General features: G+C 56.3%; 21 protein-coding genes. 13 read left to right on the top strand and 8 right to left on the bottom strand.

Features of this window, described 5'->3' with window-relative positions:
• Positions 1–114 precede the first annotated feature (114 nt).
• Positions 115–429, top strand: coding sequence for a ComEA family DNA-binding protein (locus tag KFE13_RS05925; protein WP_260706244.1), 315 nt, complete (start codon positions 115–117; stop codon positions 427–429).
• A gap of 65 nt (positions 430–494) precedes the next feature.
• Complete coding sequence (locus KFE13_RS05920; protein WP_260706243.1) at positions 495–3,119, top strand: SpoIIE family protein phosphatase; 2,625 nt, start codon at positions 495–497, stop codon at positions 3,117–3,119.
• A 5-nt stretch (positions 3,120–3,124) separates the two neighbouring features.
• Here KFE13_RS05920 and KFE13_RS05915 read toward each other — a convergent pair whose 3' ends face one another.
• Positions 3,125–4,339 carry an LssY C-terminal domain-containing protein gene (locus KFE13_RS05915; protein WP_260706242.1) on the bottom strand — a complete coding sequence of 405 codons (1,215 nt, stop codon included), beginning with the start codon at positions 4,337–4,339 and terminating at the stop codon, positions 3,125–3,127.
• Between the two features lie 60 nt (positions 4,340–4,399).
• On the opposite strand from KFE13_RS05915, the gene KFE13_RS05910 reads away from it, so the two are divergent.
• A complete protein-coding gene (locus KFE13_RS05910; protein WP_260706241.1) occupies positions 4,400–5,191 on the top strand; it encodes a DUF4397 domain-containing protein in 792 nt (263 codons plus the stop codon).
• A 236-nt stretch (positions 5,192–5,427) separates the two neighbouring features.
• Positions 5,428–5,748: a hypothetical protein gene (locus tag KFE13_RS05905; RefSeq protein ID WP_260706240.1), complete on the top strand. Its 321-nt coding sequence runs from the start codon at positions 5,428–5,430 to the stop codon at positions 5,746–5,748.
• Between the two features lie 86 nt (positions 5,749–5,834).
• Here the strand turns inward: KFE13_RS05905 and ahcY are convergent, their stop codons facing one another.
• The 5 genes from ahcY to KFE13_RS05880 form a co-directional block, all read right to left on the bottom strand.
• Positions 5,835–7,268, bottom strand: a complete 1,434-nt coding sequence (gene ahcY / locus KFE13_RS05900; RefSeq protein ID WP_260706239.1) for an adenosylhomocysteinase — start codon at positions 7,266–7,268, stop codon at positions 5,835–5,837.
• A gap of 136 nt (positions 7,269–7,404) precedes the next feature.
• Positions 7,405–8,724 (bottom strand): MFS transporter, encoded by a 1,320-nt coding sequence (locus KFE13_RS05895; RefSeq protein ID WP_260706238.1) that lies wholly within the window; start codon positions 8,722–8,724, stop codon positions 7,405–7,407.
• A gap of 20 nt (positions 8,725–8,744) precedes the next feature.
• Positions 8,745–9,836 (bottom strand): bifunctional DNA-binding transcriptional regulator/O6-methylguanine-DNA methyltransferase Ada, encoded by a 1,092-nt coding sequence (gene ada, locus KFE13_RS05890; RefSeq protein ID WP_260706916.1) that lies wholly within the window; start codon positions 9,834–9,836, stop codon positions 8,745–8,747.
• A gap of 157 nt (positions 9,837–9,993) precedes the next feature.
• On the bottom strand, positions 9,994–11,160 hold the full coding sequence (gene metK, locus KFE13_RS05885; protein ID WP_260706237.1) for a methionine adenosyltransferase: 1,167 nt from the start codon (positions 11,158–11,160) through the stop codon (positions 9,994–9,996).
• Between the two features lie 229 nt (positions 11,161–11,389).
• Positions 11,390–11,809 (bottom strand): helix-turn-helix domain-containing protein, encoded by a 420-nt coding sequence (locus KFE13_RS05880; RefSeq protein ID WP_260706236.1) that lies wholly within the window; start codon positions 11,807–11,809, stop codon positions 11,390–11,392.
• Between the two features lie 348 nt (positions 11,810–12,157).
• Between KFE13_RS05880 and KFE13_RS05875 the strand changes: the two genes are divergently transcribed.
• Together KFE13_RS05875 and KFE13_RS05870 are read left to right on the top strand one after the other, a co-directional pair.
• Positions 12,158–13,558 (top strand): hypothetical protein, encoded by a 1,401-nt coding sequence (locus KFE13_RS05875; RefSeq protein ID WP_260706235.1) that lies wholly within the window; start codon positions 12,158–12,160, stop codon positions 13,556–13,558.
• 30 nt (positions 13,559–13,588) lie between these two features.
• The gene (locus tag KFE13_RS05870; protein WP_260706234.1) at positions 13,589–14,680 is read left to right on the top strand and encodes an ABC transporter permease; all 1,092 of its coding nucleotides are present in this window, start codon (positions 13,589–13,591) and stop codon (positions 14,678–14,680) included.
• 50 nt (positions 14,681–14,730) lie between these two features.
• Here the strand turns inward: KFE13_RS05870 and KFE13_RS05865 are convergent, their stop codons facing one another.
• Positions 14,731–15,732 carry a hypothetical protein gene (locus KFE13_RS05865; protein ID WP_260706233.1) on the bottom strand — a complete coding sequence of 334 codons (1,002 nt, stop codon included), beginning with the start codon at positions 15,730–15,732 and terminating at the stop codon, positions 14,731–14,733.
• A 240-nt stretch (positions 15,733–15,972) separates the two neighbouring features.
• Between KFE13_RS05865 and KFE13_RS05860 the strand changes: the two genes are divergently transcribed.
• Together KFE13_RS05860 and KFE13_RS05855 are read left to right on the top strand one after the other, a co-directional pair.
• Positions 15,973–17,583, top strand: a complete 1,611-nt coding sequence (locus KFE13_RS05860; RefSeq protein WP_260706232.1) for a hypothetical protein — start codon at positions 15,973–15,975, stop codon at positions 17,581–17,583.
• Positions 17,584–17,646: 63 nt separating this feature from the next.
• On the top strand, positions 17,647–18,474 hold the full coding sequence (locus tag KFE13_RS05855; protein WP_260706231.1) for a glycosyltransferase family 2 protein: 828 nt from the start codon (positions 17,647–17,649) through the stop codon (positions 18,472–18,474).
• Here the strand turns inward: KFE13_RS05855 and KFE13_RS05850 are convergent.
• The gene (locus tag KFE13_RS05850; RefSeq protein WP_260706230.1) at positions 18,471–19,316 is read right to left on the bottom strand and encodes an energy transducer TonB; all 846 of its coding nucleotides are present in this window, start codon (positions 19,314–19,316) and stop codon (positions 18,471–18,473) included. The genes KFE13_RS05855 and KFE13_RS05850 overlap by 4 nt on opposite strands.
• Before the next feature lie 435 nt (positions 19,317–19,751).
• On the opposite strand from KFE13_RS05850, the gene rplM reads away from it, so the two are divergent.
• From rplM to KFE13_RS05825, 5 genes are all read left to right on the top strand, one after another.
• Complete coding sequence (gene rplM, locus KFE13_RS05845; protein WP_260706229.1) at positions 19,752–20,186, top strand: 50S ribosomal protein L13; 435 nt, start codon at positions 19,752–19,754, stop codon at positions 20,184–20,186.
• A 98-nt stretch (positions 20,187–20,284) separates the two neighbouring features.
• Complete coding sequence (gene rpsI, locus KFE13_RS05840; RefSeq protein WP_260706228.1) at positions 20,285–20,680, top strand: 30S ribosomal protein S9; 396 nt, start codon at positions 20,285–20,287, stop codon at positions 20,678–20,680.
• Positions 20,681–20,857: 177 nt separating this feature from the next.
• Positions 20,858–21,775, top strand: coding sequence for a 30S ribosomal protein S2 (rpsB, locus tag KFE13_RS05835; protein ID WP_260706227.1), 918 nt, complete (start codon positions 20,858–20,860; stop codon positions 21,773–21,775).
• Between the two features lie 121 nt (positions 21,776–21,896).
• Positions 21,897–22,559 (top strand): translation elongation factor Ts, encoded by a 663-nt coding sequence (gene tsf, locus KFE13_RS05830; RefSeq protein WP_260706226.1) that lies wholly within the window; start codon positions 21,897–21,899, stop codon positions 22,557–22,559.
• A gap of 306 nt (positions 22,560–22,865) precedes the next feature.
• Complete coding sequence (locus KFE13_RS05825; RefSeq protein ID WP_260706225.1) at positions 22,866–26,246, top strand: TonB-dependent receptor; 3,381 nt, start codon at positions 22,866–22,868, stop codon at positions 26,244–26,246.
• Positions 26,247–26,282 lie beyond the last annotated feature (36 nt).

Here is a 26,282-nt window from a genome sequence, read left to right as displayed (position 1 = left end):
CGGGGGAAGTCAAACCTTCTGCTGCATGCCGCTGCAATTCCTGGATTGACGGGCGCGCTTCGCTCCCGTAACCTCCGTTGACAGGAGTTATCTTTGCACCTGGAGATCCCAAACATGCGCGCAATCCACTACAGGCTTCTTGCTCTCGTGCTGTTGTTTACCATGCCGTTGTCTTTTGCCGTTGCGCAAAAGTCCGCCAAGGCGGCCGCTGCCCCGGCGGCTGCAACGCCGGACAATAAGCTTGATATCAATACGGCAACTGCCGATCAGCTGAAGGCCTTCCCGGGTATCGGCGACGCTTATTCCAAGCGCATCATTGACGGGCGCCCCTATACAGCCAAGAATCAGCTTGTGACCCGCGGTGTTTTGCCGGAGAGCGTCTATAACAAGATCAAGGACTCCATCATCGCCAGCAAGCCGAAGAAGTAACGGCGTAATTCTGTATAAAGTTCGAGGCTGGCTGCTACTATGCAGCCAGCCTTTTCTATTTCAATATGCTGGATCGATCTGCACGTCTACAGTATCTGCTTCTCGCGCTGGTGACGGCTCTGGCCTTTACCCATGTCTATCTTGGCGCACTGAACAGCTACCGCGGGCTCGTTGATGGTGAAAATCGCGCGCAGGTGCCTTTTTCCGACAGCTACTATGGGCCTTTTGTTGCCAATGTCACCCAGGCGGGGACAGAGGCAGGACTCCAAAACGGAGATACCGTTCTTGCTGTCAACGGCTACCCTTATACAGGCCGAGTGGTTCTGCTGGATGAGGTCGCCAGAAGCAGGCCCAGGCAAACTCTTGCTATCACGTACCGCAGAGGCAATGCCGCCCCGGTCGATGCAGTCATCACGCTTCACGCGCAGCGAGACTCTGTAGCTCCACTCGTCGCCTGGGTTATCCGCTCGGCATTTTTCGGCATCGCGCTGCTCTGTCTTCTTGTCGGCATCTATGTCGTTCTTGCCAGGCCGCGAAACCTGAACTCGTGGTTCATTCTCGGCATCCTGGCTTACTTCGATCCACTTCTAATCAGTGTTTCGCAGGTTTCCGGCGCGTTTAAACTAACGGCCGAACTCTGGAGCGACATTGCGCAGACGGCAATGCCATTGTGCCTGATGGCCTTCGGCATTTACTTTCCAGAGCGTTCTTCGATAGATGTGCGCTACCCCTGGATCAAGTGGGCCATCGCTATTCCACTCCTTGCATTCGTGCCTGCAGATATTTTCTATATTTATGGGCACGGGTATAACTTCTCTGCGACTGCATGGCTTGATCCATGGTTTTACCGCATTGCGATCGTCGAGAACGTCTTCGGCATTCTGGCAGTCAATTATTTCTTCATCAACATCGCACCGAAATACGCTCGTAGCGCCGGCGATGCACGTCGAAGGCTACGCGTCCTCTATTTCGGATCTGCCATCGGTCTCAGCCCATTCTTTGTTCTGGTCGTCATCTCGGTTGTTAGGAAATCTGACTTTGGTCAGGGAATCAGCAACTGGATTACGGTTCCTGTTTTGGCGGTGCTACTGCTTTTTCCTCTTTCGCTTGCTTATGTTGTTGTCGTCCAGCGAGCGATGGACCTTCGTATTCTTGTTCGTCAGGGCACGAAATACTTCTTTGCGAGTAGCGCCGTCCTGGTGATTACGATGTTGCTTGCGACCTGGATGTCATACAGCATCAGCCTGTTTTTTATACATCCCGATCATCGAAGCACGGCTGATATCGTCCGTATCTTTGCCATCATCGCGCTCTTTTTTGTCTTTCGATTCAGTATCTCCAAGCGGTTGCGGCAGAAGATCGATCAGCGCTTCTTCCGCGAAGCGTACTCGTCGGAACAGCTTCTGTCTGAGTTGTCGGATGAGGTGCGGAATTTTACCGAAGTCGCACCGCTGCTCGACACGATTACGCAGCGGATTGGCGACACCTTGCACATTGATCGCATTGCGGTCTTCCTCCGCTCCGGAAATGGCTTCCGTCTGCAACTAGCCACGGGAATTCCAGTTTCGCCGATGATGTCTCCGGCATGGGGCTCGCTATCGCTGGCGGCAACTTCGGCAACGATCACGGAGCTGGTGCGCAGCCGCGGTCCGGCAAATGTCTATCGTGATGATCCTTCAAGCTGGCTGGTAGATGCGCCTGATACAGAGCGCAGCGCATTAGACGATCTCTCCACCGAGCTTCTGGTCCCACTGCCTGGCCGCAGCCGGCTTGCAGGCTTCATGGCTCTTGGCCCGAAGCGATCCGAAGAGCCTTACACGCGCACAGATCGCCAGTTGCTGCAGTCCGTTGCTTCACAGGCTGGGCTGGCAATCGAAAATGCAGAGCTGGTCGAGAATCTATCGAACGAACGCGCCCAGCGTGAGCGCGTTTTGCGCGAGATCGAGATCGCGCGTGAGGTCCAGGAGCGGCTTTTTCCGCAAGCGTGTCCACGCCTGGAAGGAGTGGATCTGGCTGGGTTCTGTCGTCCCGCGCAGGCCGTAGGCGGAGACTATTACGACTTCTTCCTTCTTTCTTCGACAGGCGCCGATGCGGATAAAGATGCACGTCTCGCACTCGCCCTGGGCGATATCTCAGGCAAGGGTATCTCCGCTGCACTGCTGATGGCCGGCCTGAGAGCCAGCCTGCGTAGTGCTGCGCAGCTGCAGCCCGGCGATCTGGCCGCATTGATGAGTCATATCAATCGGCTCGTCTATGAGTCATCCACCTCAAACCGATACGCCACCTTCTTCTATGCCGAGTACGATCCGCAGACTCACTTGCTGAGCTACGTTAACGCCGGACACAACCCGCCGCTGGTCCTCCGCCGCGCAGAAGTGATTGCGCTCGAGGCCACAGGCACTGTAATCGGTTTGTTGCCCGAGGTCCCCTATGAAGCCGCAAATCTTCTTCTGCAGCCCGGGGACGTATTCATCGCATTTACCGATGGTGTCTCGGAAGCGATGAATGCTGCCGAGGAGGAGTGGGGCGAAGACAGGATGCTTGCCGCGGCCAGAACTTTACTTGACAAGCGAGAGTGCACGGCTACTGCCGAGCAACTTCTCAACTGCATCCTCAGCGGCGCCGATCTGTTTACAGCAGGCGCGCCACAGCACGACGATATGACGTTGCTGGTCTGCATGGTTCGCTGAAGCGGTTACTTCAAGGCCATGACGACGATTCGACCATCCGAATGGAAGCTACCGCCAGTCGCTGTTTTTGCTTCCAGTAGCGGATTCGTAGGCGTAACGTAGGCTGCGCTTGAGTAGACCCCAGCAGCATCAAAACTATCGAGCAGGTAGTTTCGCTCCTTATCGATGTCGGGATCGATCTTGTGCGTGACGCCTCCGTTACGCTGGTCTTTTTCAAAGCCAATATCGTGCGTAGCCGAACCAACCCATAAGGGTCTTCCATCCACCATCTGATTCGTCTGCCATACACGCAGATGATGTCTCTCGGCGGCGACCATGAGTGGGTCAGCCCGTGCAAAAGAGAAATCCTGTGGCCGTCCGAAGAGGTACAGTGTGCTCATCGGCATCTCGGTATACGCCTCTTTGCTGAGTGTCTTCAGCAGGCCGTTCACGATAGCGTCCTGGACAGATTTATCGACCGCGACCCAGCCTGCAGCCTTGTACGCGGCCTCAACCTGGGCTTTTGTTCCAATCAAAGCAAAGTTCACCATGTCTCCGGGATTGCCTTCTCCGCTCGGAGTATCCGAAACCCGCCTGGGGATATCGGAAAAATTATCTGGCCCAAGAAGGGAACTGATTGGTTTAGAAGGGGTATCCAGAACATTCGTATTGAACTTAGGCGCGGGCGCGAACTTCACCTTGACCTTGTACTGCCCGGTATAGGTCAGATCGCTGCTGGTGTTTGCCCGGAGATACAACTTTCCTGTAGTTGGCACAGTGACCTGTCCGGAGGCTCCAATAGAAAAGGGTACGGAGGCCCCCATATCGCTCACACGCCCAATCAAGGCGCCAACCTTCGCCTGGTTCAGGGGAAACTGACGGATCAGGTCCTTCCACCCACGGTCGAGCCCATCGGCGGTGGTCTGTCTGTTGTCGGAGAGGGTAAGGCTGCCTGTGACGGTAAAATCCGCAATTTCACCAGCGGCCAGAACAACACCCGTATCCAGCCAGTCTCCGCTCGACACCGTGAACTCGTAATTCTGCTTATGGGCAGGGACGGCGGCGGCGCTTGCGACCTTCTGGCTGCGCATGCTCATGATCGCCTCTACCTTGGGAGTGATCGATGGAATGGCTGCGGGAAGCGATTGCGCCGCGGCCGTGACAGCAGGACTGGCATCGCTGGCTGGCTGGGGATTCTGGGCGCGAATCCATGCGGAAGACGCTGCCCCCAGTATCAACAACAGTACAGTTCTTCTTACCGCGCGACTCTTTCGTCGCGTATCCCGCTGAAATCGTTTAGAGTGAATCATGTTGCTTCCCTATATAAGATGCTCAACACCGGTAAGCCGCGTATGTCGCTCTTCGGCCTTGTAAAGAAAGGTGTCACTCTCGCCGCAGCGGGAGTCATGACCGTTGCTCTCAGCGGCTGCCAGGGCATTGTCTCCAGTCAAAGTGGATCGCAGATCCGCATCATCGATGCCTCGCCGGATGCGCCGGGCCTTGATATCTATCTGAATACCTCGGCCGTGGCGTATAACCTCGGCTTCGGTACGGTTACCTCGTATGTCCCTACCGACCCGGGAACGTACAACATCTCGGCAGCCCAGGCAGGCACCAAGCAGACTCTTACCACGTCGAAGGCGACCTTTGTGACGGGGACCCAATATACGATTCTGATTGGCAATGTTGCCGCCAGTCTCAGCCAGCTTGTTCTGAAGGATCAGAGCCAGGCAGCCCCGTCGGGTCAGATTGCTCTCCGCTTCATTGATCAGGCGACACGTATTGCGGCTCAAGACATTTATCTTGTTCCTGCCGGGCAGAAGCTGACAGCCATTACCCCCGTCTATACCAACATCACCTTCAGCACGAATACCGGTTACCTCAATATCCCCACCGGCACCTATACGCTGGTGATGGTGCCAACCGGTACTGTCCCCGCCAGCGATACCGTCACAACGTATTCCGGGCCTCAGGTCACTTATACGGGCGGCTCTGCGACGACGATCATCATGATCGACCAGCAGATTGTGACGACTCCTGGTCTGCAAGTGATTACCGCTCCTGACTACACCTCGCCTACCGCCACAAGCTAGCAGCTTCTCTGAGTGATGAATCCAGCTTCTGACACGTACTGTCGGAATGAGTTGCTGTGTTGCGCCGAGAAATCGTTTGCAACACAGCACGCTGTCTAAAGTCGTGCTCATGGGCAGAAAGATACTTTCGCAGAGGGGCGCAACAAGCACACCAAGCCTGTGTCTACTCACACCGTAAGACGAAGGCGGCAGATGGAAAGACGCCTTCTGAAATCGAAATAACAGGAGAAACTGCCATGAAGATTACTCGTCTCGCACTCGCCCTCTCGCTCGTCCTTGCACCCGTTGCTGTTCTGGCACAGAGCAACGCCACCATCAACCAGCGTAAGGAAAATCAGCAGGACCGGATCGCGCAAGGAGTCAAGAGCGGTCAGTTGACTGCCGGTGAGACATCCCACCTTGAGCATCAGGAAGCGGCCATCAATCACGAAGAAAAGTCCATGCGCGCCCAGGATAATGGGCATCTGACCAAGGCCGACCGCTCCCTCATCAACAAGCAGCAGAACCAGGAGTCGAAGCGCATCTATCGTGATAAGCACAACGCTCGCAAGCAGTAGTGGGTGCGTGGCGAGGTCGATAACGCCTTAAAATTATGATGGCCGTCGACGATGTACTCGACGGCCATGTTTTTGTTGGAACGAATTTAGTAGCGGTACTGCTCTGACTTGTACGGACCCTCGACCGCAACGCCAAGATAGTCAGCCTGCTTTTTCGAGAGTGTTGTCAGCTTCACGCCGATCTTTTCGAGATGCAGCCGAGCAACCTCTTCGTCCAGCTTCTTCGGAAGGATATAGACGCCAGGCTTGTAAGTATCTTTGTTCTTCCACAGGTCGAGCGCAGCCAGCGTCTGGTTGGAGAAGCTGTTTGACATCACGAAGCTCGGATGACCAGTCGCGCAGCCCAGGTTCACAAGGCGACCCTCTGCCAGCACGAAGATACTATTCCCGCCGGGCAGGGTGTACTTGTCCACCTGCGGCTTGATGTTCAGTCTTGTCACGCCCTTGCCCGCGTTCAGCGCATCCATTTGGATCTCGTTATCGAAGTGACCGATGTTGCAGACGATAGCCTGATCCTTCATCTGCTGCATATGCTCGTAGGTGATGACGTCAAGGTTGCCTGTGCAGGTAACGTAGATGTCCCCGATGCCGAGCGTCTCTTCGATCGTTGTGACCTCGTAGCCTTCCATTGCAGCCTGGAGCGCATTGATGGGATCGATCTCGGTAACGATCACGCGAGCGCCCATGCCGCGCAGTGAGCGAGCTGAACCTTTGCCCACGTCGCCGTAGCCACACACCACCGCGACCTTGCCGGCAACCATCACGTCCGTGGCGCGCTTGATGCCGTCCACCAGCGACTCACGGCAGCCATACAGATTGTCGAACTTCGACTTCGTTACCGAGTCGTTGACGTTGATAGCAGGAACCAGCAGCTTGCCTTGCTCCATCATCTTGTACAGGCGATGGACGCCAGTGGTTGTCTCCTCGGCTACGCCCTTCCACTCTTTGGCGATTTTCTGGAAGTAAGTGGGATCTTCACCGTGAATCTTCTTTAGCAGGTTCTTGATGACCTGCTCCTCCTGATTGCCCGAGGGAGTGTTGACCCAATCGTCACCTTTCTCCAGATCGACGCCCTTGTGGATCAACAGGGTTACGTCGCCGCCATCGTCGATCACGATCTGCGGACCAAGTCCGCCTTTGTGGCGCAGAGCCTGATCGGTACACCACCAGTACTCCTCCAGCGTTTCGCCTTTCCATGCAAAGACAGGAACACCCGCGGCGGCAATGGCGGCAGCAGCATGATCCTGTGTGGAGAAGATATTGCAGCTTGCCCAGCGCACATCTGCACCCAGGGCCACCATCGTTTCGATCAGTACCGCGGTCTGGATAGTCATGTGCAGCGATCCGGTAACACGAACTCCGGCAAGCGGCTTCGATGGGGCATACTTATTGCGGATCGACATCAAACCGGGCATCTCCTGCTCGGCGATATCAATCTCTTTGCGCCCAAACTCGGCCAACGAAATATCGGCTACTTTGTAGTCGGCTGCGGCGGTCTTATCGATGGTTGCTGTGGCCATTGCGGCACCTCATTTTCCGTGAAAACAGGAATGTTATTACAACTTAATTGCTTGATTAAGGATATCACTCAGTGAAGGTCTCTCGTGGCGCGCACTCTATGTTCCAGAGAGAACGATCACAAATAATGCGAGTAACTTAGGCCCGCACTTTCTTGGTCATCAGGCTTGCCACAGCAGCCGCTGCCGCAAAGGCCGCAATGGCATTTAGGCCCGCAGTGAAACTATGTGTGGCTTCATGCAAACGACCCGTGATGTACGGGCCGGTGAATCCGCCGAGTGCGCCAAGCGTCGTGGTCAGAGCGACTGCAGCTGTTGCAGCAGAGCCAGAGACGCTGCGAGTCATCAGCGCCCAGAAAGGGCCCATCGCGCTCAGCATCCCTATTGTCGCCAGGGAGAAGGCAATCAACGCGACCTGCACATTCGCTGCCATAGCTGCCAGGGCAAAGCCGATTGCTGCGATAGCCATACATCCGGCGAGATGCCCGCTGCGTTCATTCCAGCGGTCCGAACTCCATCCAGCGATAACGGTGAAGATAGAAGCCAACAGATAAGGCAAAGTCGAAAGGCCAGCAATCCAGCTGGAGTCATGTTTGCTGGTGGAGAGGCTGCTCAGGATCAACGGCATCCACAGGTTCACGATGTAGACGCCGATCTGTACCGAGATATAGACGAAGATCAGTAGCCAAAGAATCGGCAGGCGAAAAGCATCTGCGAATGCATGATAATGCGTTGCTCCATAACGGGTACGGTCTCGCTCTATCTCACGTACGAGCCACTGCTGCTCTTGAAAGTTGAGCCAGCTTGCCTGAGTCGGACCGTTGCTCAAAACGAATAAAACCGAGATGCCAAGCAACATCGTCGGTATACCTTCAGCGATAAAGAGCCACTGCCATCCGCTGAGGCCGCCAAGACCTTCAAGCCGAAGCAACGCACTCGAGAGTGGTCCGCCGAAGACTCCAGCCAGCGAGGTCGCCGTCATGAACTTGGCGACGGCACGCGCGCGTTCGTGTGAAGGGAACCAGTAGGTGAGATAAAGCAGCATGCCAGGCACAAATCCAGCCTCGCCTACGCCAAGCAGGAACCGCATCGTGTAGAACGAGGCTGGCGTACGCACGAAGGCCATCGCTGCAGCGATCAGCCCCCACATAATCATGATGCGCGCAATCCACAGGCGAGTGCCGACACGCTGTAGCACCATGCTGCTCGGTATATCGAACAACGCATAGCCAATAAAGAAAATTGCTGCACCAGCACCGTAGACCGTATCGCTGAAACCAAGTTGCCGCTTCATATCAATTGCAGCAAAGCCGACATTCACGCGATCAATGTAGGCGACAATGTAGAGCAGGAAGAGATAAGGAACGATCCGTCGCGTGATCCGGGCATAAAGAGCGCGATCATCGATAGGCTCAGCGATCTCTAAGGGAGTGCGGCCCGCCGTCTCTTCCTGTGCCATCGCTCTACTGTAGCTTGTTGCTATTGAAGATGCGACTCACTCTGCTCTGCCGCAAGCAATCTCTGCTTGCGCTCTGTTCCCCAGCGATACCCCGTCAGTGACCCATCCTTACCAACAACGCGATGGCATGGCACAACAACGGCAACAGGATTCGCCGCGCATGCTCCTGCGACTGCACGAGTCGCGGTTGGCGATCCCAACTCCGTTGCCACCTCTGAGTAGGTGCGCGTCTCACCGCGAGGTATCTCCTGCAATGCGTTCCATACTCTCTGTTGAAATGCCGTAGCGCGCACATCCAGAGGAAATGTGGCTGCCAATGGGTGTTCGCTCATCTGGCTTGTCACAAAACGAATCGCCTCGGCAAGCCATCCCGCTTTCCCTGTCTCCTGTGTCAGTTCGGCATGCGGAAATCTCTGTTTTAGTTCCTCCGTGACATCCTCATCGTCCTGGCCAAATGAGATCGCGCAGATCCCTTTGTCTGTTGTCGCTACAAGCATGCGGCCCAGTGGGCTGTCTGCCGTCGCGTATTTCACCCGAATGCCGGCACCACCCTTCTTCATCTCACCTGGAGTCATGCCCAGCCTTGCAATGCTGTTTTCATACAGCCTGCTGCTCGATCCAAAACCGGCGTCGTAAATTGCATCTGTCACACGCATCGATTCCCCCATCTTCTGTTTGAAAGTTTCCATTCTCTGCGCCCGTGCGTATTGGGCAGGACTGACTCCGAACACACGACGGAAAGCTCGCAGGAGAGTCAGCCGATCGACTCCTGCCACGCGCGCAACTTCTTCCATCGGCATGCGCTCTCCAGCGTGCTCACGAAGATACTTCGCTGCCCGCGCAACCGCTCTGGCATACGGATTCGGCTTCGGTGTCGTTCTCTCTGGTTCGCATCGACGACAGGTTCTGAAGCTGGCCTTTAATGCATCGTTCAAGTTTGAGAAAAATTCGACGTTCTCTCGTGCAGGCCGTCTGCTCGGGCAACTCGGCCTGCATACGACGCCCGTTGAACGAACTGCATAGTAAAACTCGCCGTCCGCCTTCGCATCCCGTGAGAGCACCTGTTGCCACCGCGCACTGTGTATCGGATTGCTCGAAGTTTTCGTGATCATCGTCATGCCAGTATCCTCCCGTAGCTGGCTGGAGGACACACTCCGTTTTGTACATTCAAACTTCCTTCGCGAAATGAGTGATTTACGAAGCTGGTCGAATCAAAATAAAGAGGCGAACCCAAGGGGCTCGCCTCTGCATGAAGTGCTGAGAAATCCGTTATTTTGCCGAAATTGCCAGAGCCTGCTCTTTCAAGCTTGCAGCCTTATCGGTTGCCTCCCACGTGAAGGTGTCGCCCTTGCGGCCAAAGTGACCATACGCGGCGGTGGCTTTGAAGATCGGCCGACGCAGCTGCAGGCTCTCGATAATGCCCTTTGGCGTCAGTGAGAAGTTCTTGCGAACCAGCTCTTCCAGCTTGCCCTCATCAATCTTGCCCGTGCCGAAGGTATCTACCAGAACGCTTACCGGTTCGGCAACGCCGATTGCATAAGCGAGCTGCACCTCGCAGCGATCAGCCAGTCCGGCAGCCACGATGTTCTTCGCTACGTAACGTGCCATGTAAGCAGCCGAACGGTCAACCTTTGTCGCATCCTTGCCGCTGAAGGCTCCGCCGCCGTGACGGCCCATACCGCCATAGGTGTCGACGATGATCTTGCGACCCGTCAATCCCGTATCGCCCATCGGCCCACCCACAACAAAGCGTCCGGTCGGATTGATGTGGTATTTCGTATTCTCATCCAGCAGGTTTGCAGGAATCACAGCCTGGATCACATTCTTCAGAATGTCTGCACGAAGCTCGTCATTTCCGACGGTCTCCGCGTGTTGTGTCGAGATAACAACTGCATCCACACGTACCGGCTTGTAGTTCGCGTCGTACTCCACCGTCACCTGGCTCTTGCCGTCCGGACGCAGATACGACATAAGGCCACTCTTGCGAACCTCGCTCAGACGCTGCGAGAGGCGATGCGCCAGCGAGATCGGCGTTGGCATCAGCTCGGGCGTCTCGTTGGTGGCATAACCGAACATCATGCCCTGGTCGCCGGCACCGCCCGTATCCACACCCATGGCGATGTCGCCGGACTGCTTATTGATCGTCGAGATCACGGCGCAGGTATTCGAATCGAATCCATACAGAGCATTGTCATAACCGATCGAGGCGATCGTTCCACGAACCAGCCCCTGAAAGTCGACATAAGCCTTCGTGGTGATCTCACCGGCGATAACAACGAGGCCGGTGCAGGTCAGCGTCTCGCAGGCCACGCGGCTGTAAGGGTCCTGCTCTAGGCAGGCGTCCAGAATTGCATCTGAAACCTGGTCGGCAATCTTATCGGGGTGTCCTTCAGTTACGGACTCGCTGGTGAAGAGAAAACGATCACGGGTAGACAATACAAACTCCTTTGAATGGCTGCATACAACACTGTGCCAATACAGTGAGATAACCCACTTATTTTACCTGTGCTTGTCAGCCAGCATCAAAGCGCCGCAGGCATCTGCGGCGATTCTGCATTCAATGGCAACAATTTGCATTAAATGGTCGTTGCATAAAACAGGCCACGTCAAGGAATTAGGAATTGCAGATGTTCAGATGTTAAGCACGTCTTCAGTGTGCCGACTTCTAGAGGAAGAGCCGCCCATGTAAAACAAACTTCCACACGCTCCACCCTAGAGCGATGAGCACCCCAACCATAACTGCGACGCCTATCCATCGAGATCCGGTTCCGGGTTCAATGCTGTTTCGGTTGCGCCGAACATTCTCGGCAAACTCAACCCAGTCGTTTTCTGACGATGCATCCGCTCCGGACTCACGTAGAGTGCTCTCAAAGCGCTCCATCCAGGGAGATTCTTCGAGCCCCACTGCCAGCAAATAACTGCGAACAATACCTTTACGGAAGACGCCACCGGGCAGCTCACTATATCGGCTGCCTTCGAGGGCTTCAAGGTGACGTACCGAAACCTTCGTTACTCGGCAGATCGTATCGAGCGTAACCTTTCTTCGCTCGCGTTCTATCCGCAGCTCGTCTCCGAATCGCTCCATGCGTCGTGCTCAATCCGCTTTTGCCAAGTTCACCATGCTTATGATTTTGCACAGTTTTCGGCAGGATAGACCCAGCTTTCGACGAAGTCAAAGATTCGAAATCGGGAATCGGGTTGAGAATCTAACTAGTTAGTTTACTCCTCGATAAGCCCCACCAATGGTGCAGGAGGTAATCCAGACACAGCCCTGACTTCTCATGTGGGGTCATCTCGCATAAATTTAAGGCAATAGGTGCGATTACCTTTTCCAGTCCGGGTCCCTTTCCGGGGAGCCTGTATCTTTGCCTCCCTGTTGCTGGTCGTTCAGCTTCTTGAAGGGACAGCGCCTCTCTTCGCACTCTGCAGTTTCTTGTTCATTTTGGTCGCGACGGCTGCATTCAATCTAGCTGGCGGTTTCTCGCGTACAAGCGGTGCTTATGTTTTCGCCTACTCCATGCTGGCCGTTATCGTGGGGCTGTGTGTTAAAGCTATCGTCGGCGAGCCGGCCGATAGCAATCTCCTGTCACCGCAACTGACGATCCTGATCTTTCTGGGCGGCATCTGCTCCATGTATGTCGCCGTCTTTATTAGCAGAAAGCTGACGCCTCGTAAGGGAATACTGCAGGATCTGGTGAATGACAACAATCTGCAGAATGCGACTGCTGGCTGCGTAGTCATGGGGCTGGCGACTCATACGCTTCTCCTGTTTGCTCCCAGAACCAGCGGCTCGTTCACTACTGCTTTGGCGCAGGTCGACCGATTCCTCCCTATGGCGATAATTCTGGGAACCATCCACCAGATCCGCAAAAGCGGAGGCACCCGCAGCGTCAATCTGGCGGTTCTTCTGTCCGGCGGAACTATTTTTTATACCGGCTTGGTGGGCTTTTCCAAAGAGGGCATGTTCGCGCCCCTTGTCTGCTGGGTTGTGGCGGCTTGCTCGCAGAACTATCGGATATCCAGGACTCAGGCAGTTTGCGTGATAGCAGGCTTAACCCTGATGTTCACATTTCTGGTTCCGTACTCTCAGATCGGCAGAAATTACAAGCCAACGGAAGAGACGCATATGGCCCATATTGAAACCTCCATTGCCTTGCTGTCGCGTCTGGGAGAAGTGCGTCAGGAATACCAGGCGGTTGAGTCTGAACGTGCTGAAGGCCGAGGCTATTTCAATGTAGAAGTGGGGTTCTTTGATCGTCTGCAGATGATCTCGACCGACGATGAACTGATCCATACAACTGTACAGAGCGGCCCTTTCGGTCCACTCCCTCTGATTCTTGGATTCCAGAATCTGGTGCCGCACTTCATTTGGCCAGATAAGCCAATTCCCATCGGCGGCAACTTCTATGCTCATCAGATTGGAGGAATTCTTCCGGAGGAAGATGAAACAACCGGAATTTCGTTCAGTCCTATGGGCGAGGCCTATCACCTCATGGAGTGGACGGGAATCTTTTTTGTTGCCCCTGCGCTCTGGGTCGCTCTGTTCACGCTCTTCGATTCTTTGTGCGGCGATACGCGCGTAGCTCCATGGGGATTACTGATGGTGGTTTATTACGCTCATATGGCTCCCGAAGGCATGCTGGGAGGCATTATTTACGCGCTGGGCTTCGTTTCCTTCGGCATTGTCATAGCTGCTCTTTCAGCGGCTTATGTGATGCCCATTCTGGGCACTCTCATCAAGGGCCCGGAGCGCAGGATTGTCCGGAAGATCGCCCCGATTCGGAGCATTCCCCGCCGTGTCCGGCAACTCCCGGCTCCCGAGACAGGTCAATAGCTCCTCCGCTGCCATACACTGAATATCAGCATGAATAAGCTCGTCGTCGGTAATCTTGTACATCGTCCTCTCCGTTCGCTCATCAGCGCACTTGCCATCGCCATTGAAGTCATCATGATCCTTTCGATCACGGCGATCCTTCTGGGCAAGATCGACGGCTTTAAGGCTCGCCAGAACGGTATCGGCATGGACATGATCGTCCGCCCCAGCGCAACGAACAACTTTATTGGCATGAGCGCGGCTGGAGCTTCCATCAAGGTTGCCGACATTCTTGCGAAAATCCCACACGTTGCCGTGGCTGCTCCGGTAAACGTACACCTGACCAATTCGCTCGACAGTATTTACGGAATCGACTACAAGAGCTTCAACGATCTGTTGCCGTTCAGCTACATTTCCGGAACCTCTTTTCAGGGCCCGAACGATGTGATCATCGACGACTACGCTGCGCCTGGGAAAAAAGTCGGCGACAGCATCAAGATTCTCGATCACGATTTCCGTATATGCGGCATCGTCGAGCACGGCAAAGGGGGCCGCAAGTTCATTCCCATAGAGACGATGGGAGCGCTCACAGAATCAGAAGGCAAGGCATCGATGTTCTATCTGAGGACGGAGCAGCCGCCGAAGTATCAGGAGGATATTCGGAAAGCCATTCTCGCTACAGATGGAATGAGCCAGTATGACGTCAAAACGGCGGATGAGTATCTCTCTGCAATCTCGCCGTCGCGGCTACCCTATATGAGCACTGCCATCAAGGTCGTCGTCGGCATTTCGCTCGTCATCGGCTTCCTCGTCATCTTCCAGTCCATGTACACCGCTGTCATGGAGCGTACCCGCGAAATTGGTATCCTCAAATCCATGGGAGCTTCGCGCTCCTACATCGTTGCTCTCGTCCTTCGCGAGACTGCCGTAATCGCTGCCATAGGCATCGTTCTTGGCGTGGTCTCAAGCTTTGCGCTGAGCTTCATCCTCGAAGCGCGCTTCCCCACGCTAGACTTCGTTATCAATCTTCCCTGGGTCTGGAAGGCGGTCGTCATCGCTTTTGTTGGAGCTCTTCTCGGTGCGCTCTACCCGGCATATAAAGCCGCCAGTAAAGATCCTATTGACGCGCTGGCTTACGAATAAAGACTACGAACATCACTGCGGACACGTTTTCTTCGCACAGAGAAAGCGCATCATGCTGCCTGTTCGCTGAGCCAGACCTTGATACCTGTAGCGGCCGTTAACGGAGCCACGGCCATGGCGAACGGAAGGAAGATGCGAACCTCTTCCACGCGGCCAACCAGCCACCACATTCCCATAAAGATCGCCGACCCCAGCACAATCGCGGTAGAGGCGCCATTCAGCTCGATCCTGCGCCGGATCAGGGTACGAATCAGCCACACATACGGTGGTATGAACAACGCGAACGCAATCAATCGCGCTGGTTCCTTGAACTGCAGCACAAGCTGAAAGATCGGAGTATCCCCGTAGGTTGCCTGGGGAAACACAATATGCGACATGTAGTATTGGATTCCGCCTGCCATCAATATGGCCAGCCCGCTGACCGCCATCTCCAAATACCGCGGTAGCGACATGTCATCTCGCCCACGAACCATGCAGGCTAATAAAACGCCAGCGTAGAACGCGACCGTTACATCCGTTCTCACAAAACTCTGTGCCGCTGCCAGCAAAAGCTGAACGGCAGCGGTTGCAAGAATGCCCGCCCAACCGGCGATCGGAACACGTACGGTGAGCGTAAGCAGCATCAGGGCCACCAGCGCTGTCGTTGTCATCGTCTCCGGACGCTGATACCAGGTCACCCACGGCAGATAAAACTGCACCAGAAGCGCAAATGTTGCTGCTCCAAACCACTGCATGCCTATACTGCCGTCCCGATAGATTTTGAAGCGTTCGAGTAGCGAGAACAGGACGAAAACGGCAATCAGGCCAGCGATCAGGTCAATTGCGGTAAGAATATGACGCAGCCCCAGCGGGCTGTGGTGCATGATGAAACTCGCTGGCCAAAGAACTCCGATGCGGTACTGCGAAGGTGCCGAACCCGTGCCCGTAACCACATCCATAAAGGTATCGGGGTTGCTGTGGTATGCGTGACTGTAGCCCCAATAATCCAGAAAAGCCATCTGAAGAACGATAAGAACAAGTATGGCAGCGGCGACATTTTTTGGCCTTTGCACCTGTGAATCTCCTCTGGTGGCTGTCTTACCTCAAGATAGCATTCGTCACATGCGCCATCAGCCTGCCATCCTCGCATCCTATCGATGCAATGTTAACGTTCGATTCCCGTATCATAGAGATAAGCGCTGAACGGTAAGCTGCCGCAGCATTTTGACCTGCTTGAAAGGAATCTCAATACAGAACCAGCCATGACTTCTATCCCCACAAATGGTTCGCGTCCTGCTTGGATCCCCACTGTTGTGGCCCGTGCATTGGAGATAGCTTTCCTCGTCATCGCGGTTTTGTTTCTCGCTCTGCACGCCGTAAATCTGCGTGCCGACTTTCCCAACCACTCGCCCTGGATGGACTGGTCCAAGTACACCGACGAAGGCTGGTATGGGGATGCTGCCATTCGCCACTACCAGCGCGGACACTGGTATGTCCCCGGAGACTTCAACCCTGCCGCAGCGCTTCCCGTATGGCCGCTTGCTGAGTCCGCCGTCTTTCACTTCACTGGAGTCAACGTCGTTGCTGCGCGTTCACTCGCTGTCGGCACATTTGCGCTTATCCTGATCGGCTCCTACCTGTTATTGCGCCGTTCTTCGCGATTCTCGGGCAGTGATCGCAATGCAACATCACTTGCGCCTGCCATCGGTGTGCTTTTGTTAGCAGTAAGTCCATTCTGTTACGCCTTCAGCCGTCTGGCGATCCTTGAGCCGATGCTCATTCTTCTTACGGTGCTGGCTCTGCTCGCCGCATCGTTTGTTCGTCCGCGTAATCAGTCGTCCACCCTGCATTATTGGATTCCACTCGTCTCCCTCGGCCTGCTGCTCCCCTTGATGGTCCTCACCAAGACCACGGCCGTCTTTCTCATTCCTGCAATCGCGTGGATGTTTTTTGCGCGCACTGCCTATAACCCGAAACAGTTTCTGCGTACGGCGTTGCCTGCGCTTGCGATTGCGGCATTTCTTTGGGCGACCTATTACGGTCTCGTCGTTCGTCCACGTTTTCTCGACGACTATCGTTATCTCTTCAGTGCGAACGCCTATACCGGCATCACCGCTGAAAATGCTGTCTCCGTCATCAAGGACACGTTTATCGACGGAACATGGGTAGGGAAGCTCATCTTCCCTCTCGCGCTCTCAGCGATGGTGATCGCGCTCTTCTTCGAGCGCCGCCTCCTGCGCAATCCGCTTCTGCCGTCCCTTCTACTCTGGATTGCCGGTTACACGACCTTCCTCGCGTATCACGACAACTTGCAGCCGCGCTATTACCTCGTCGTTGCCGTCCCGCTGACGTTACTGGTCGCTGTCGTCTTTGAAAGTCTATGGAACCGCCGCGACGCCATTCTTCCTCTCCAGCACTTCGTTGGAGTTGTCGCTGCCGGGGCGCTCATTGCTGTCGTCGCATCCGATGCGCGCCAGACGCTTCACTACGTCCGCAACCCCGAGTACACCTTCGCCAATGCCGCCGAGCGTATCCATCAGATTGTCGCCGCCGATCGCACACACAATCCGCTTGTGCTTTCCATCAGCGGCTCCGATCTCTCGCTCATGACCGGCCTGCCTTCCATCTGTGACGATTTCGGCACGATGGAGCTCGAGGACCGCGTACGTGCGTATCAGCCTGGCTGGTACATCGCCTGGAACCAGGTCGACGACGACAAAATGGATGCGCTCACGCCTATCTATCATCTCAACCGTGTCGCCGCCTTTCCGGCAATGGACGATCCCGAGCGTAACCTGCTCATCCTCTATCGCCTCGATCCCCCAACGCCAGCCACTCCGCGGCGTCACCGGCCCAAGCCAGTTCCTCGCCTGCTTGAGACCAGCTTCGGCCAGCAGCCAACCGTAACGCAGCTCGAACATTAATCACTCCAGCCACTTCAGTTCTGTATCGTAGAGACAGCGGCAAATCTCTCCCCAGGAGCACTGGTGCGTCCTTCTGTCGTCATCCTCACCTTCAACTCCAGCGACTCTCTTCCGGCCACGCTTGCCAGCGTCAAGGCCATCACCGACGACATTCACATCGTCGACTCCGGCTCAACCGATCAGACCATCGCCCTCGCTCAGGCTGCCGGAGCCGCCGTCTCCCATCATCCGTTTGAGAACTACGGCGCGCAGCGCAACTGGGCCATCGACAATCTCGACACCCGTTACAAGTGGCAGCTCCATCTCGACGCCGATGAGCGCCTCACCCCTCAGCTCCAGCAGGAGATCGCCGCACTCCCCGAAGATTCCAGCCTGTCTGGCTACTTTCTCCCGCGCCTGCTTCAATTCATGGGCCGCGTTCTCCACCACGGCGGCATGAACCCCACCTGGCACATGCGTCTCTTCATCAAAGGCCAGGGCCGCTGCGAGGCGCGCGAATACGATCAGCACTTCATCTGCACCGGGCCAACACAGCGCCTCAAACACGCGATGATCGACGACATCCGCATGTCGCTCTCCGAGTGGACCTACCGTCACAATCGCTGGTCCGATGCCGAGGTGCGCGAGATGCTGCTCGAGCAGGAGGGAAGTGTTGACGGCCGCATTCAGGGCAAGCTCTCCGGCAATCCCATCGAGCGCAAGCGCTTCCTGCGAAGCTTCTACACCAACGCTCCCGCCTTCACGCGTCCCTTCGCGCTCTTCTTCTACCGTTATTTTCTCTGTCTCGGTTTTCTCGACGGCAAAGAAGGATTCATCTTCTATGTCTTGCAAACCTTTTGGTTCCGCTTTCTCGTCGATGCCAAGCTCTATGAGGCGCGTCAGAAGCGTTAACGCCGTGGTGGAGCAGGCTGCAGCACAAACTTCTGCTCCACCAGCACGCCCGCCGGTACAGCCGTGCCGTTTCGCATCGCCGGTGTAAACTTCCACTTCATTACCGCATCGACAGCCTGCTGATCCAGCCCATAACCCAGCGGAGCTGCCAGCCACACGCGCCTCGGCGTTCCTGTCGCATCCACCACCACGCGCATCACCACCGAGCCCTGCACCTTGTCCCGCTCCGCCGCAGCCGTAAACTTCGGCTCTGCCATATGCTCAGGCTTTGGAGGCGTTACATCCTTCGGCTCGCCCGCCTGCCCAAACAGCAGGTAGATCGTCTGCCCGCCCAGACCATCATTCGGCCATCCCTGCGAGGGGTCGAAGTAATGCCTCCAATACTCCGGCATGGATCTCTGCAACGCAGGATCGATCCCGTAGGAAAAGATCGCCCCCAAAGCGTTCTCAACGCCCTTCGCGCTCTTAGGATCGGCCAGCACGATGTGCACCGCCGCCTCCTTTTGTGGGTGCCGCTGAAATTCATGGGCATCCGGGTTATAGCGGACCGCCACCCTGACGCCGTCCAGCTCCAGCTCAGCTGGACCCTTACGCTCCACCCGCTGCACATCCACCGCAGCCAGCGTCCAGTCCGTTACCCCGGGACTCCCCTGAATCCTTCCATCCGCGTCATATTTCAATTCGTTATTGGAGTAGAAGTTGCGTAAAAACAATGACTTGCCAATAACAGTCTGCGCCGCTTGCACGGCCGTATCATTCGCCGGCGGGGCGGGAGTCTGAGCCGACCCCATAACCGATACCGCAAGCACAATACAGTAACCAAGCCGTCCCAGGCAGGGCAATGTCTTTACCTCCACGCCCACAATACCCTAATCAACCCATGGCGGCAGTGCATGTTCCGGGCATTTTAGACCGGAAAGATGCGTTGACTCCCCTCTAGACCTCGGCTATTCTTAAATCTCGCGCAGTCTCGCGTCTGCACGTCTGTGTAGCGGTACGCTCCTCAGTTGCAGCGAGACATCGTGGTGGATCCACCCGGGGCAGCAAGTACCTCGCCCCCAAAGCACCCACACCTCAGGCCCGCAACCAGGCTCTGTGCGCAAACCCAGACGGTCGGCTTGAAGCCTTATCTGGAAGAACGTTCTTCTTCCCGGCTCCAGTTTGCTCTCTTGGCAGTTTCCGGTTGATTCATGCAGTGTGCAGCACCCATTCGTTCCATCATTCTTCCGCATCACGCCGAACAAGGAAGACGGCAGAAGTAAGGAGTACATAAGACGATGTCCACCAGGATTCCGAGCGCGAATGAGATTCAGCGCAAGTGGTTTGTCCTCGACGCCAGCGGCAAGACGCTTGGCCGCCTCGCCACGCAGGCAGCCAATGTGCTGTCCGGCAAGCTCAACCCGCTCTACACGCCCTACATCGATACCGGCGATCACGTCGTGATCATCAACGCCGAGAAGATCGTCCTCACGGGCCTCAAGGCCGACCAGAAGCTCTATCGCCGCTACACCGGTTTCCCCGGTGGTCTTCGCGAAGAGTCGTTCGTCGACCTGTTGAAGCGCCGTCCCGAGGCTGTTGTCGAGCAGGCCGTCAAGGGCATGCTGCCCAAGTCGAAGCTCGGTCGCCAGATGGCTACCAAGCTCAAGGTCTACAAGGGCGACAAGCATCCGCACCTGGCCCAGAAGCCTGAGCCGCTCGAGGCAACAGCCTAAGAGTTTTGTTAAGGGCACGGCTTTAAGCCGTGCCGAAAGAGTTCGAATCAGAGAAGGGGCTTTAGCCCCTGAGGTTCCAAGAGGGTTTAGAGGAATATATGGCAGATCTCGTCCAGTACTATGGCACCGGCCGCCGCAAGAGCTCGATCGCGCGCGTCTTCCTGCGCCCGGGTAGCGGCAAATTCTCCGTCAACAAGAAGGACGTTGACGTTTACTTCGTTACGGCGCAGCAGCGCGCTGCCGCCAAGCGTTCGCTCGGCATCCAGGACATCGGAGAGACCTTCGACGTCATCACCACCGTTCGCGGTGGCGGCGTCATGGGCCAGGCCGATGCCGTCAAGCTCGGCATTGCGCGTGCGTTGATGCAGTTCAACCCTGAGCTCCGCAAGGCGCTCAAGAGCGAAGGCCTCGTGACCCGTGATTCGCGCGCCAAGGAGCGCAAGAAGTACGGTCAGAAGGGCGCCCGCGCTCGCTTCCAGTTCTCGAAGCGCTAGTCTTCGAGGCCTGTGGGCCACCACGCTTTGGCGGATGCCTCGTCTTTGGATGAGGCATCCGTTCGCAACACCCTCCGGCAGCACATCGCCTGAGGCAAGGAGTTCAATCTCCCCTACGGGGGATCAATACAGGTCGCGGATGTTCACACTCCGACGCCCTCAACCAAGGAGATCCATTTGGCTACCATCACAATGAAAGAACTGCTCGAGGCGGGCGTACACTTCGGGCATCAGACCAAGCGCTGGAACCCCAAGATGAAGGAATACATCTTCGGCGAGCGCAACGGAATTTACATCATCGACCTGCAGAAGACGCTCAAGATGTTCAAGGACGCGTCCAAGTTCGTCACCGACCTCACCTCCACCGGGAAGCTCATTCTCTTCGTCGGCACCAAGCGCCAGGCGCAGGATGCCGTGGCCGAAGAAGCGACCCGCGCCGGCATGCCGTACATCAACTCGCGCTGGCTCGGTGGTCTGCTGACCAACTGGGTAACGGTGCAGAAGTCGGTGAAGCGCCTGCAGGAGCTCGACGACATGTCGACCGACGGCCGCTACGAGCTGCTCACCAAGAAGGAAGTCATCAAGCTCGAGCGCGAGCGTAAGCACCTGTCGACGAACCTCGCCGGCATCAAGAACATGAAGCGCCTGCCGGACGCGATCTTTGTCATCGACTCGAACAACGAAGCGATCGCTGTCTCCGAGGCACGCAAGCTCGGTATCCCGGTCGTCGCTGTTGTCGATACGAACTGCGATCCCACCGTGGTCGACTACGTCATCCCCGGCAACGACGATGCTCTCCGTGCCATTCGCCTCTTCACCACGAAGATTGCTGACTCGGCTTACGAGGGAGCGCAGATGGTCTCCGAGCGCGCCTTCGCCGACGAGGTCTCCGATGTGCAGCAGGCTGAGGTTGCTCCCGAGTTTGTCGGTGAGGAAGGCGAGCTGAACGAGGTTCAGGCCTCCATCTCCGCTGCCGACGCCGACGAAGACGACAACGTCGATCTCGCTGCCGTTCTTGGCGGCAATATCCGCAAGGCGCCAGCCACCGCCTCGGCCGACGAGCCCGACGCAGCCATCGCCGACGCAGGAGCCTAAGCCCCCGGGCACAGCATCTTTGCAGTGCCGTAACCGTCATCTGGTTTCATCAGGGGGCGCGGGACAAAATCCCGCGCCCCCTTTGTCTGAATCACGCTTTTACATCAAGAAGGGAAACATCATGTCTGAGACTGCCGTAAAGATCGATGCGAAACTCGTCAAGGAACTCCGCGAGAAGTCCGGCGCCCCTATGGGCGACTGCCTGAAGGCGCTGCAGGAGGCTAAGGGCGACATGGAGGAGGCGTTCGTCGTCCTCCGCAAGCGCGGCATGGCATCGGCTGCGAAGAAGGCTTCGCGTACCACCAACGAGGGCTCCGTCGGCACCTACATCCACGCCGGTGGCAAGATCGGCGTCCTCGTCGAGCTCAACTGCGAATCCGACTTCGTCGCCCGCACGCCCGACTTCCAGGAGCTGCTCCGCGACATCGCCATGCATATTGCAGCTGCTGATCCGCGCTACGTGCGCCGCGAAGACGTCACGCCCGCCGACATCGAGCGCGAGAAGGAGATCTATCGTGCACAGGCTGCCTCTTCCGGCAAGCCGGCCAACATCATCGAGAAGATGCTCGAGGGCAAGATGAGCAAGTTCTACGAAGAGGTCTGCCTCGTCGACCAGCCGTTCATCAAAGATCAGGCACAGACCATCGCGCAGATCATCTCTGCCCGCGTCGCCAAGCTCGGTGAGAACATCAGTGTCCGCCGCTTCGCACGCTTCAAGGTAGGCGACCCAAACTGGACCGTCGCCACCACCGCCCAGACCGCCTCGGAGGAGGCTTCAGCATAGGCTGACCTCAGACTCCGCAGGACCCACGAGCCCGGGCGACAGCCCGGGCTCGTTATGTTTGTAGGCACGAATGAAACAGTACTCCATTTGACGGTCAGGTCAAATGGCCTAGCATGGTCTAGGCAAAATTGGATTAAATAGCAATTTGTCACATATAATTTTGCAATTCAGTAAAAAAAAGCCATTCGTCACAAAGATGAACGATGGCAAAAAAGCACTCTGGCGAATATCGCTGGAGTTTGAGGTACAGTGATGAATTTTTTTTCCGAGAACCTATACAGACGTGTGCGTAATGGAGTCCTGTCTTTGGTATTCGCTTCCATTGTGACAGCCAGCTACGCACAGATAGCCAACGGCGTGATTACCGGTGTCGTTCAGGACACGACAGGAGCCGCCGTTCCCAACGCAGAGGTCACGCTGACCTCACCATCGCAAGGTACGAAAGTCGTTGTTAAGACAAATCAGACGGGAATTTACCGTTTTGAGGGTGTGAATGTTGGAGACTATATTGTCTCCGTCACCTCCAGCGGCTTTTCTACATCACAAGCACCCGCGACCGTCGTGACGGGTTCTACTGTCGGCCGTGATTTCAAGCTGTCGATCGGTTCCACCCATGACGTGGTTGAAGTTTCAACTCAAGGTCTGGAGCTTCAGACCGAGGATGCAGTTCGCGGTGGCACCATCCCGACGACGCAGCTCGCCGAGCTGCCGATCGCAGGTCAGAACTCGCTGAACCTGATGCTCATCGTTCCCGGAGTCGTAAAGTCTAACCTGAGCAGCGGTGGATCGACCGACAGTGGTATCGGCTCAGTAAATGGTGCCCGTGCCCGCTCGAACAGCTTTCTTCTCGATGGATTCTGGAACGATGACATCTCCGTCGCCGGTCCGCAGTATGCCATTACCAATAACGACCAACTTGCTGAGGTCAATGTACAGACCTCCAACTTCAGCCCGGAGTTCGGGCGTGCGGGCGGAGCAGTGGTTTCGCAGATTACTCGCTCCGGAACCAACCAGATCCATGGCACCATCGCCGAGGTCTACCGCAGCCAGGTCTTCAACGCCAGCACTCAGACCCAGCGGAACGCCTACAACAGCGCCTACGCCACTTATCTGACCGCCGTTCAGACGAACCCCAACTATCCTGCACCCGACCTGAAGAATAAGTTCCACGAGAACATTCCGGCCTTCACTATCGGAGGTCCCGTTTACCTGCCACATCTTTACGACGGACGCGACCGTACCTTCTTCTTCGCAGGCGGACAGTGGGATCGCTTCTCTTCCAACGCTCTCACCACGTTTTCTAATGTTCCCACGGCTGCTGGCTATGCAACACTCAAGGCCCTCGCCGGGAACAGCAAATGCTACAACGTAGCCAATTACCTCAATCTGCTGAATGCCGCGGGCAACCCAACGGGTTCTTCAACCGGTGTAGGCGTTTCCAATCTCAGCATCGCAGTGCCGACTGCTCTGGCCTCGACGACCTGCGATGGTACGGCCCGAACCGGTCAGGTTGTCCAGGTCGGCCAGTTCTATCGCACAGCTAAGGAAGTTATCCTCGACAACAATCACATGGTTCGTGTCGATCATCGCGCCTCCAACAAGCAAGGCCTGATGTTCCGTTGGCTGTATGACAGCAATTCGGACAACCTAGGTGGAGCTGTCGGCCACGGGCCGCAGTTCGACGTTCCCTTTGTGGGGCGCACCATGGCGATCGCGTTCATCGATACCTACCAGATCACCAACTCGCTGGTGAATGAGTTCCGCTTTGGATACACCCGCGGAAACTATCAGTTCAATCCGCTTCCCGGAGCCTACGGTGCGACTATTCCCCAGACTACGGTCACCAGCCTGGGAGTTCCCGCGATCACGTCAGGGTTTCCGCAGGGACGTGTCTCCAACAACTTCCAGTATGCGGACGCCATCACCTGGATCAGGGGCCATCATGCCTTCAAGACCGGTGTTGAGATCACCCGTCAGAATGCTGTGCAGGTTGCTCCCTTCAACGGGCGCGGTACCATCGCGTACAGCAACATCACCGCAGCGCAGGGGTTCAACAAGACCGCCATCGCTGCTGTTGCCAACTTCATCGATGATTACGCCGGATTCTCCACCGCTCCGGTTAACATCCTCTTCGGTAGCGGACGCTATCAACCCAATCTCTTCTCCTGGTCCATCTACATGCAGGACACCTACAAGGTCAATCCCGACCTCACACTGGTGTATGGCTTCCGGTATGAGAACTTCGGCCAGCCTGCAAACTTCTTCGCCCATCCTGCCTTCGTAGGGTATGGCACCAACGACTACCTCTCTACTGCGAAGGTCAATCACGACAACAATAACTTCGGTCCTACCTTCGGCTTCTCCTACAACCCGCATATCGATTTTCCGTTGCTGAATGGGCGCACCGTCGTCCGCGGAGGTTGGCAGGTCACCTACGACACCTGGTATAACAACCTGCTGTCGAACATGGCAGGAGCCTCACCGAACGCGCCGGCCAACCTCGCCGTTGCCAGCACCACCAACACCGCTGCCCAGCCTCGCGGTACCTTCGGTATCTCGAATGGACTGGCCAGCGTCACGCCTACCCTGACACCGTACACAGCGCAGTCGTCAGTCTTCCCCAAGAACATCCGCAATCCCTACTACCACCACATCTCCTTCGGCGTGCAGGAGCAACTCCCCTCGCACATCGTTCTCGATGTGGCTTATGTCGGATCGCTCGGACGGCAGCTCTTCTTCACCAACCCTATCAACCCGGGCGTTCCAGGCCAGGGAGGAGTGGCAACGCAGAGCACCGCATATGGAACACAGACACTGCGTGTCTACCCCAATCGCGGCAATATTCAGATCCGCGACAGCGGCCTCACCTCCAACTACAACTCGCTCCAGGTGCAGGTGCGTCATCAGGGCCTGAATACGCCGGCTGGCCGCGTCTACTTCAGCTCGTCTTACACGTGGTCGAAGAACCTGGATGTTCTGTCGGAGACCTTCTCCACCAACCAGTCCGGCCAGAACCCCTCCCGGTCGGTCCTGCTTGGCGGCCCGTACGGCTACATCGATTACGGACCCTCCGATAACGACCGTCGTCACGTCTCCACGACGGTCATCAACTGGGCCATCCGCGGCCCCCAGCACGGCTTCATGAACCGTATCCTCGGAGGCTGGTCCGTCGCTCCTATTCTCTGGCTACAGAGCGGTTCACCGTATACCGTGTTGAATGGAACCGATCGCGACTACGACGGCTCCACGCTTGGTGATCGTGCGGACTTCGGCAACAAGAATGCTCCGCGTGATTCGCGTGCGTTGGTTAGCACAACATGCGCCAGCGGTCTTGTTGACGGCGCCAGTCTTGTCGGTGGCGGCGCTGGTACCTGCACTACGCGGGACCAGGTACGGTTCGTGCAGGTTACGGCCTACAACACCAACCAGACCCAGAGCCGCAACGCGAACTACACCACGCGCTACCTGAGTCTCGATGCCAACCTGCTCAAGAAGATTGCCATCAATGAGCGTTGGAAGGCGGAGCTCCGCGGGGAGTTCTTCAACGTCACCAACAATCAGAACTTCGACACCCCGTCCGCTAACAAGGATGTAACCGCAAACGGCGGGACGTCCAACTTCCTCAACACCTCGCTGCTGAACGGAGGATCAAGGACCTTCCGCGTAGGCGGCAAGATCATCTTCTAACTCAAACCAGAAGCCAATCCATAGCGGCCGCCTGAA

The organism is Edaphobacter flagellatus (genome assembly GCF_025264665.1).
GTDB classification, from domain to species: domain Bacteria; phylum Acidobacteriota; class Terriglobia; order Terriglobales; family Acidobacteriaceae; genus Edaphobacter; species Edaphobacter flagellatus.
Note: the sequence above shows the minus strand (reverse complement) of the source record. Positions and strands in the feature narration are given on the sequence as shown.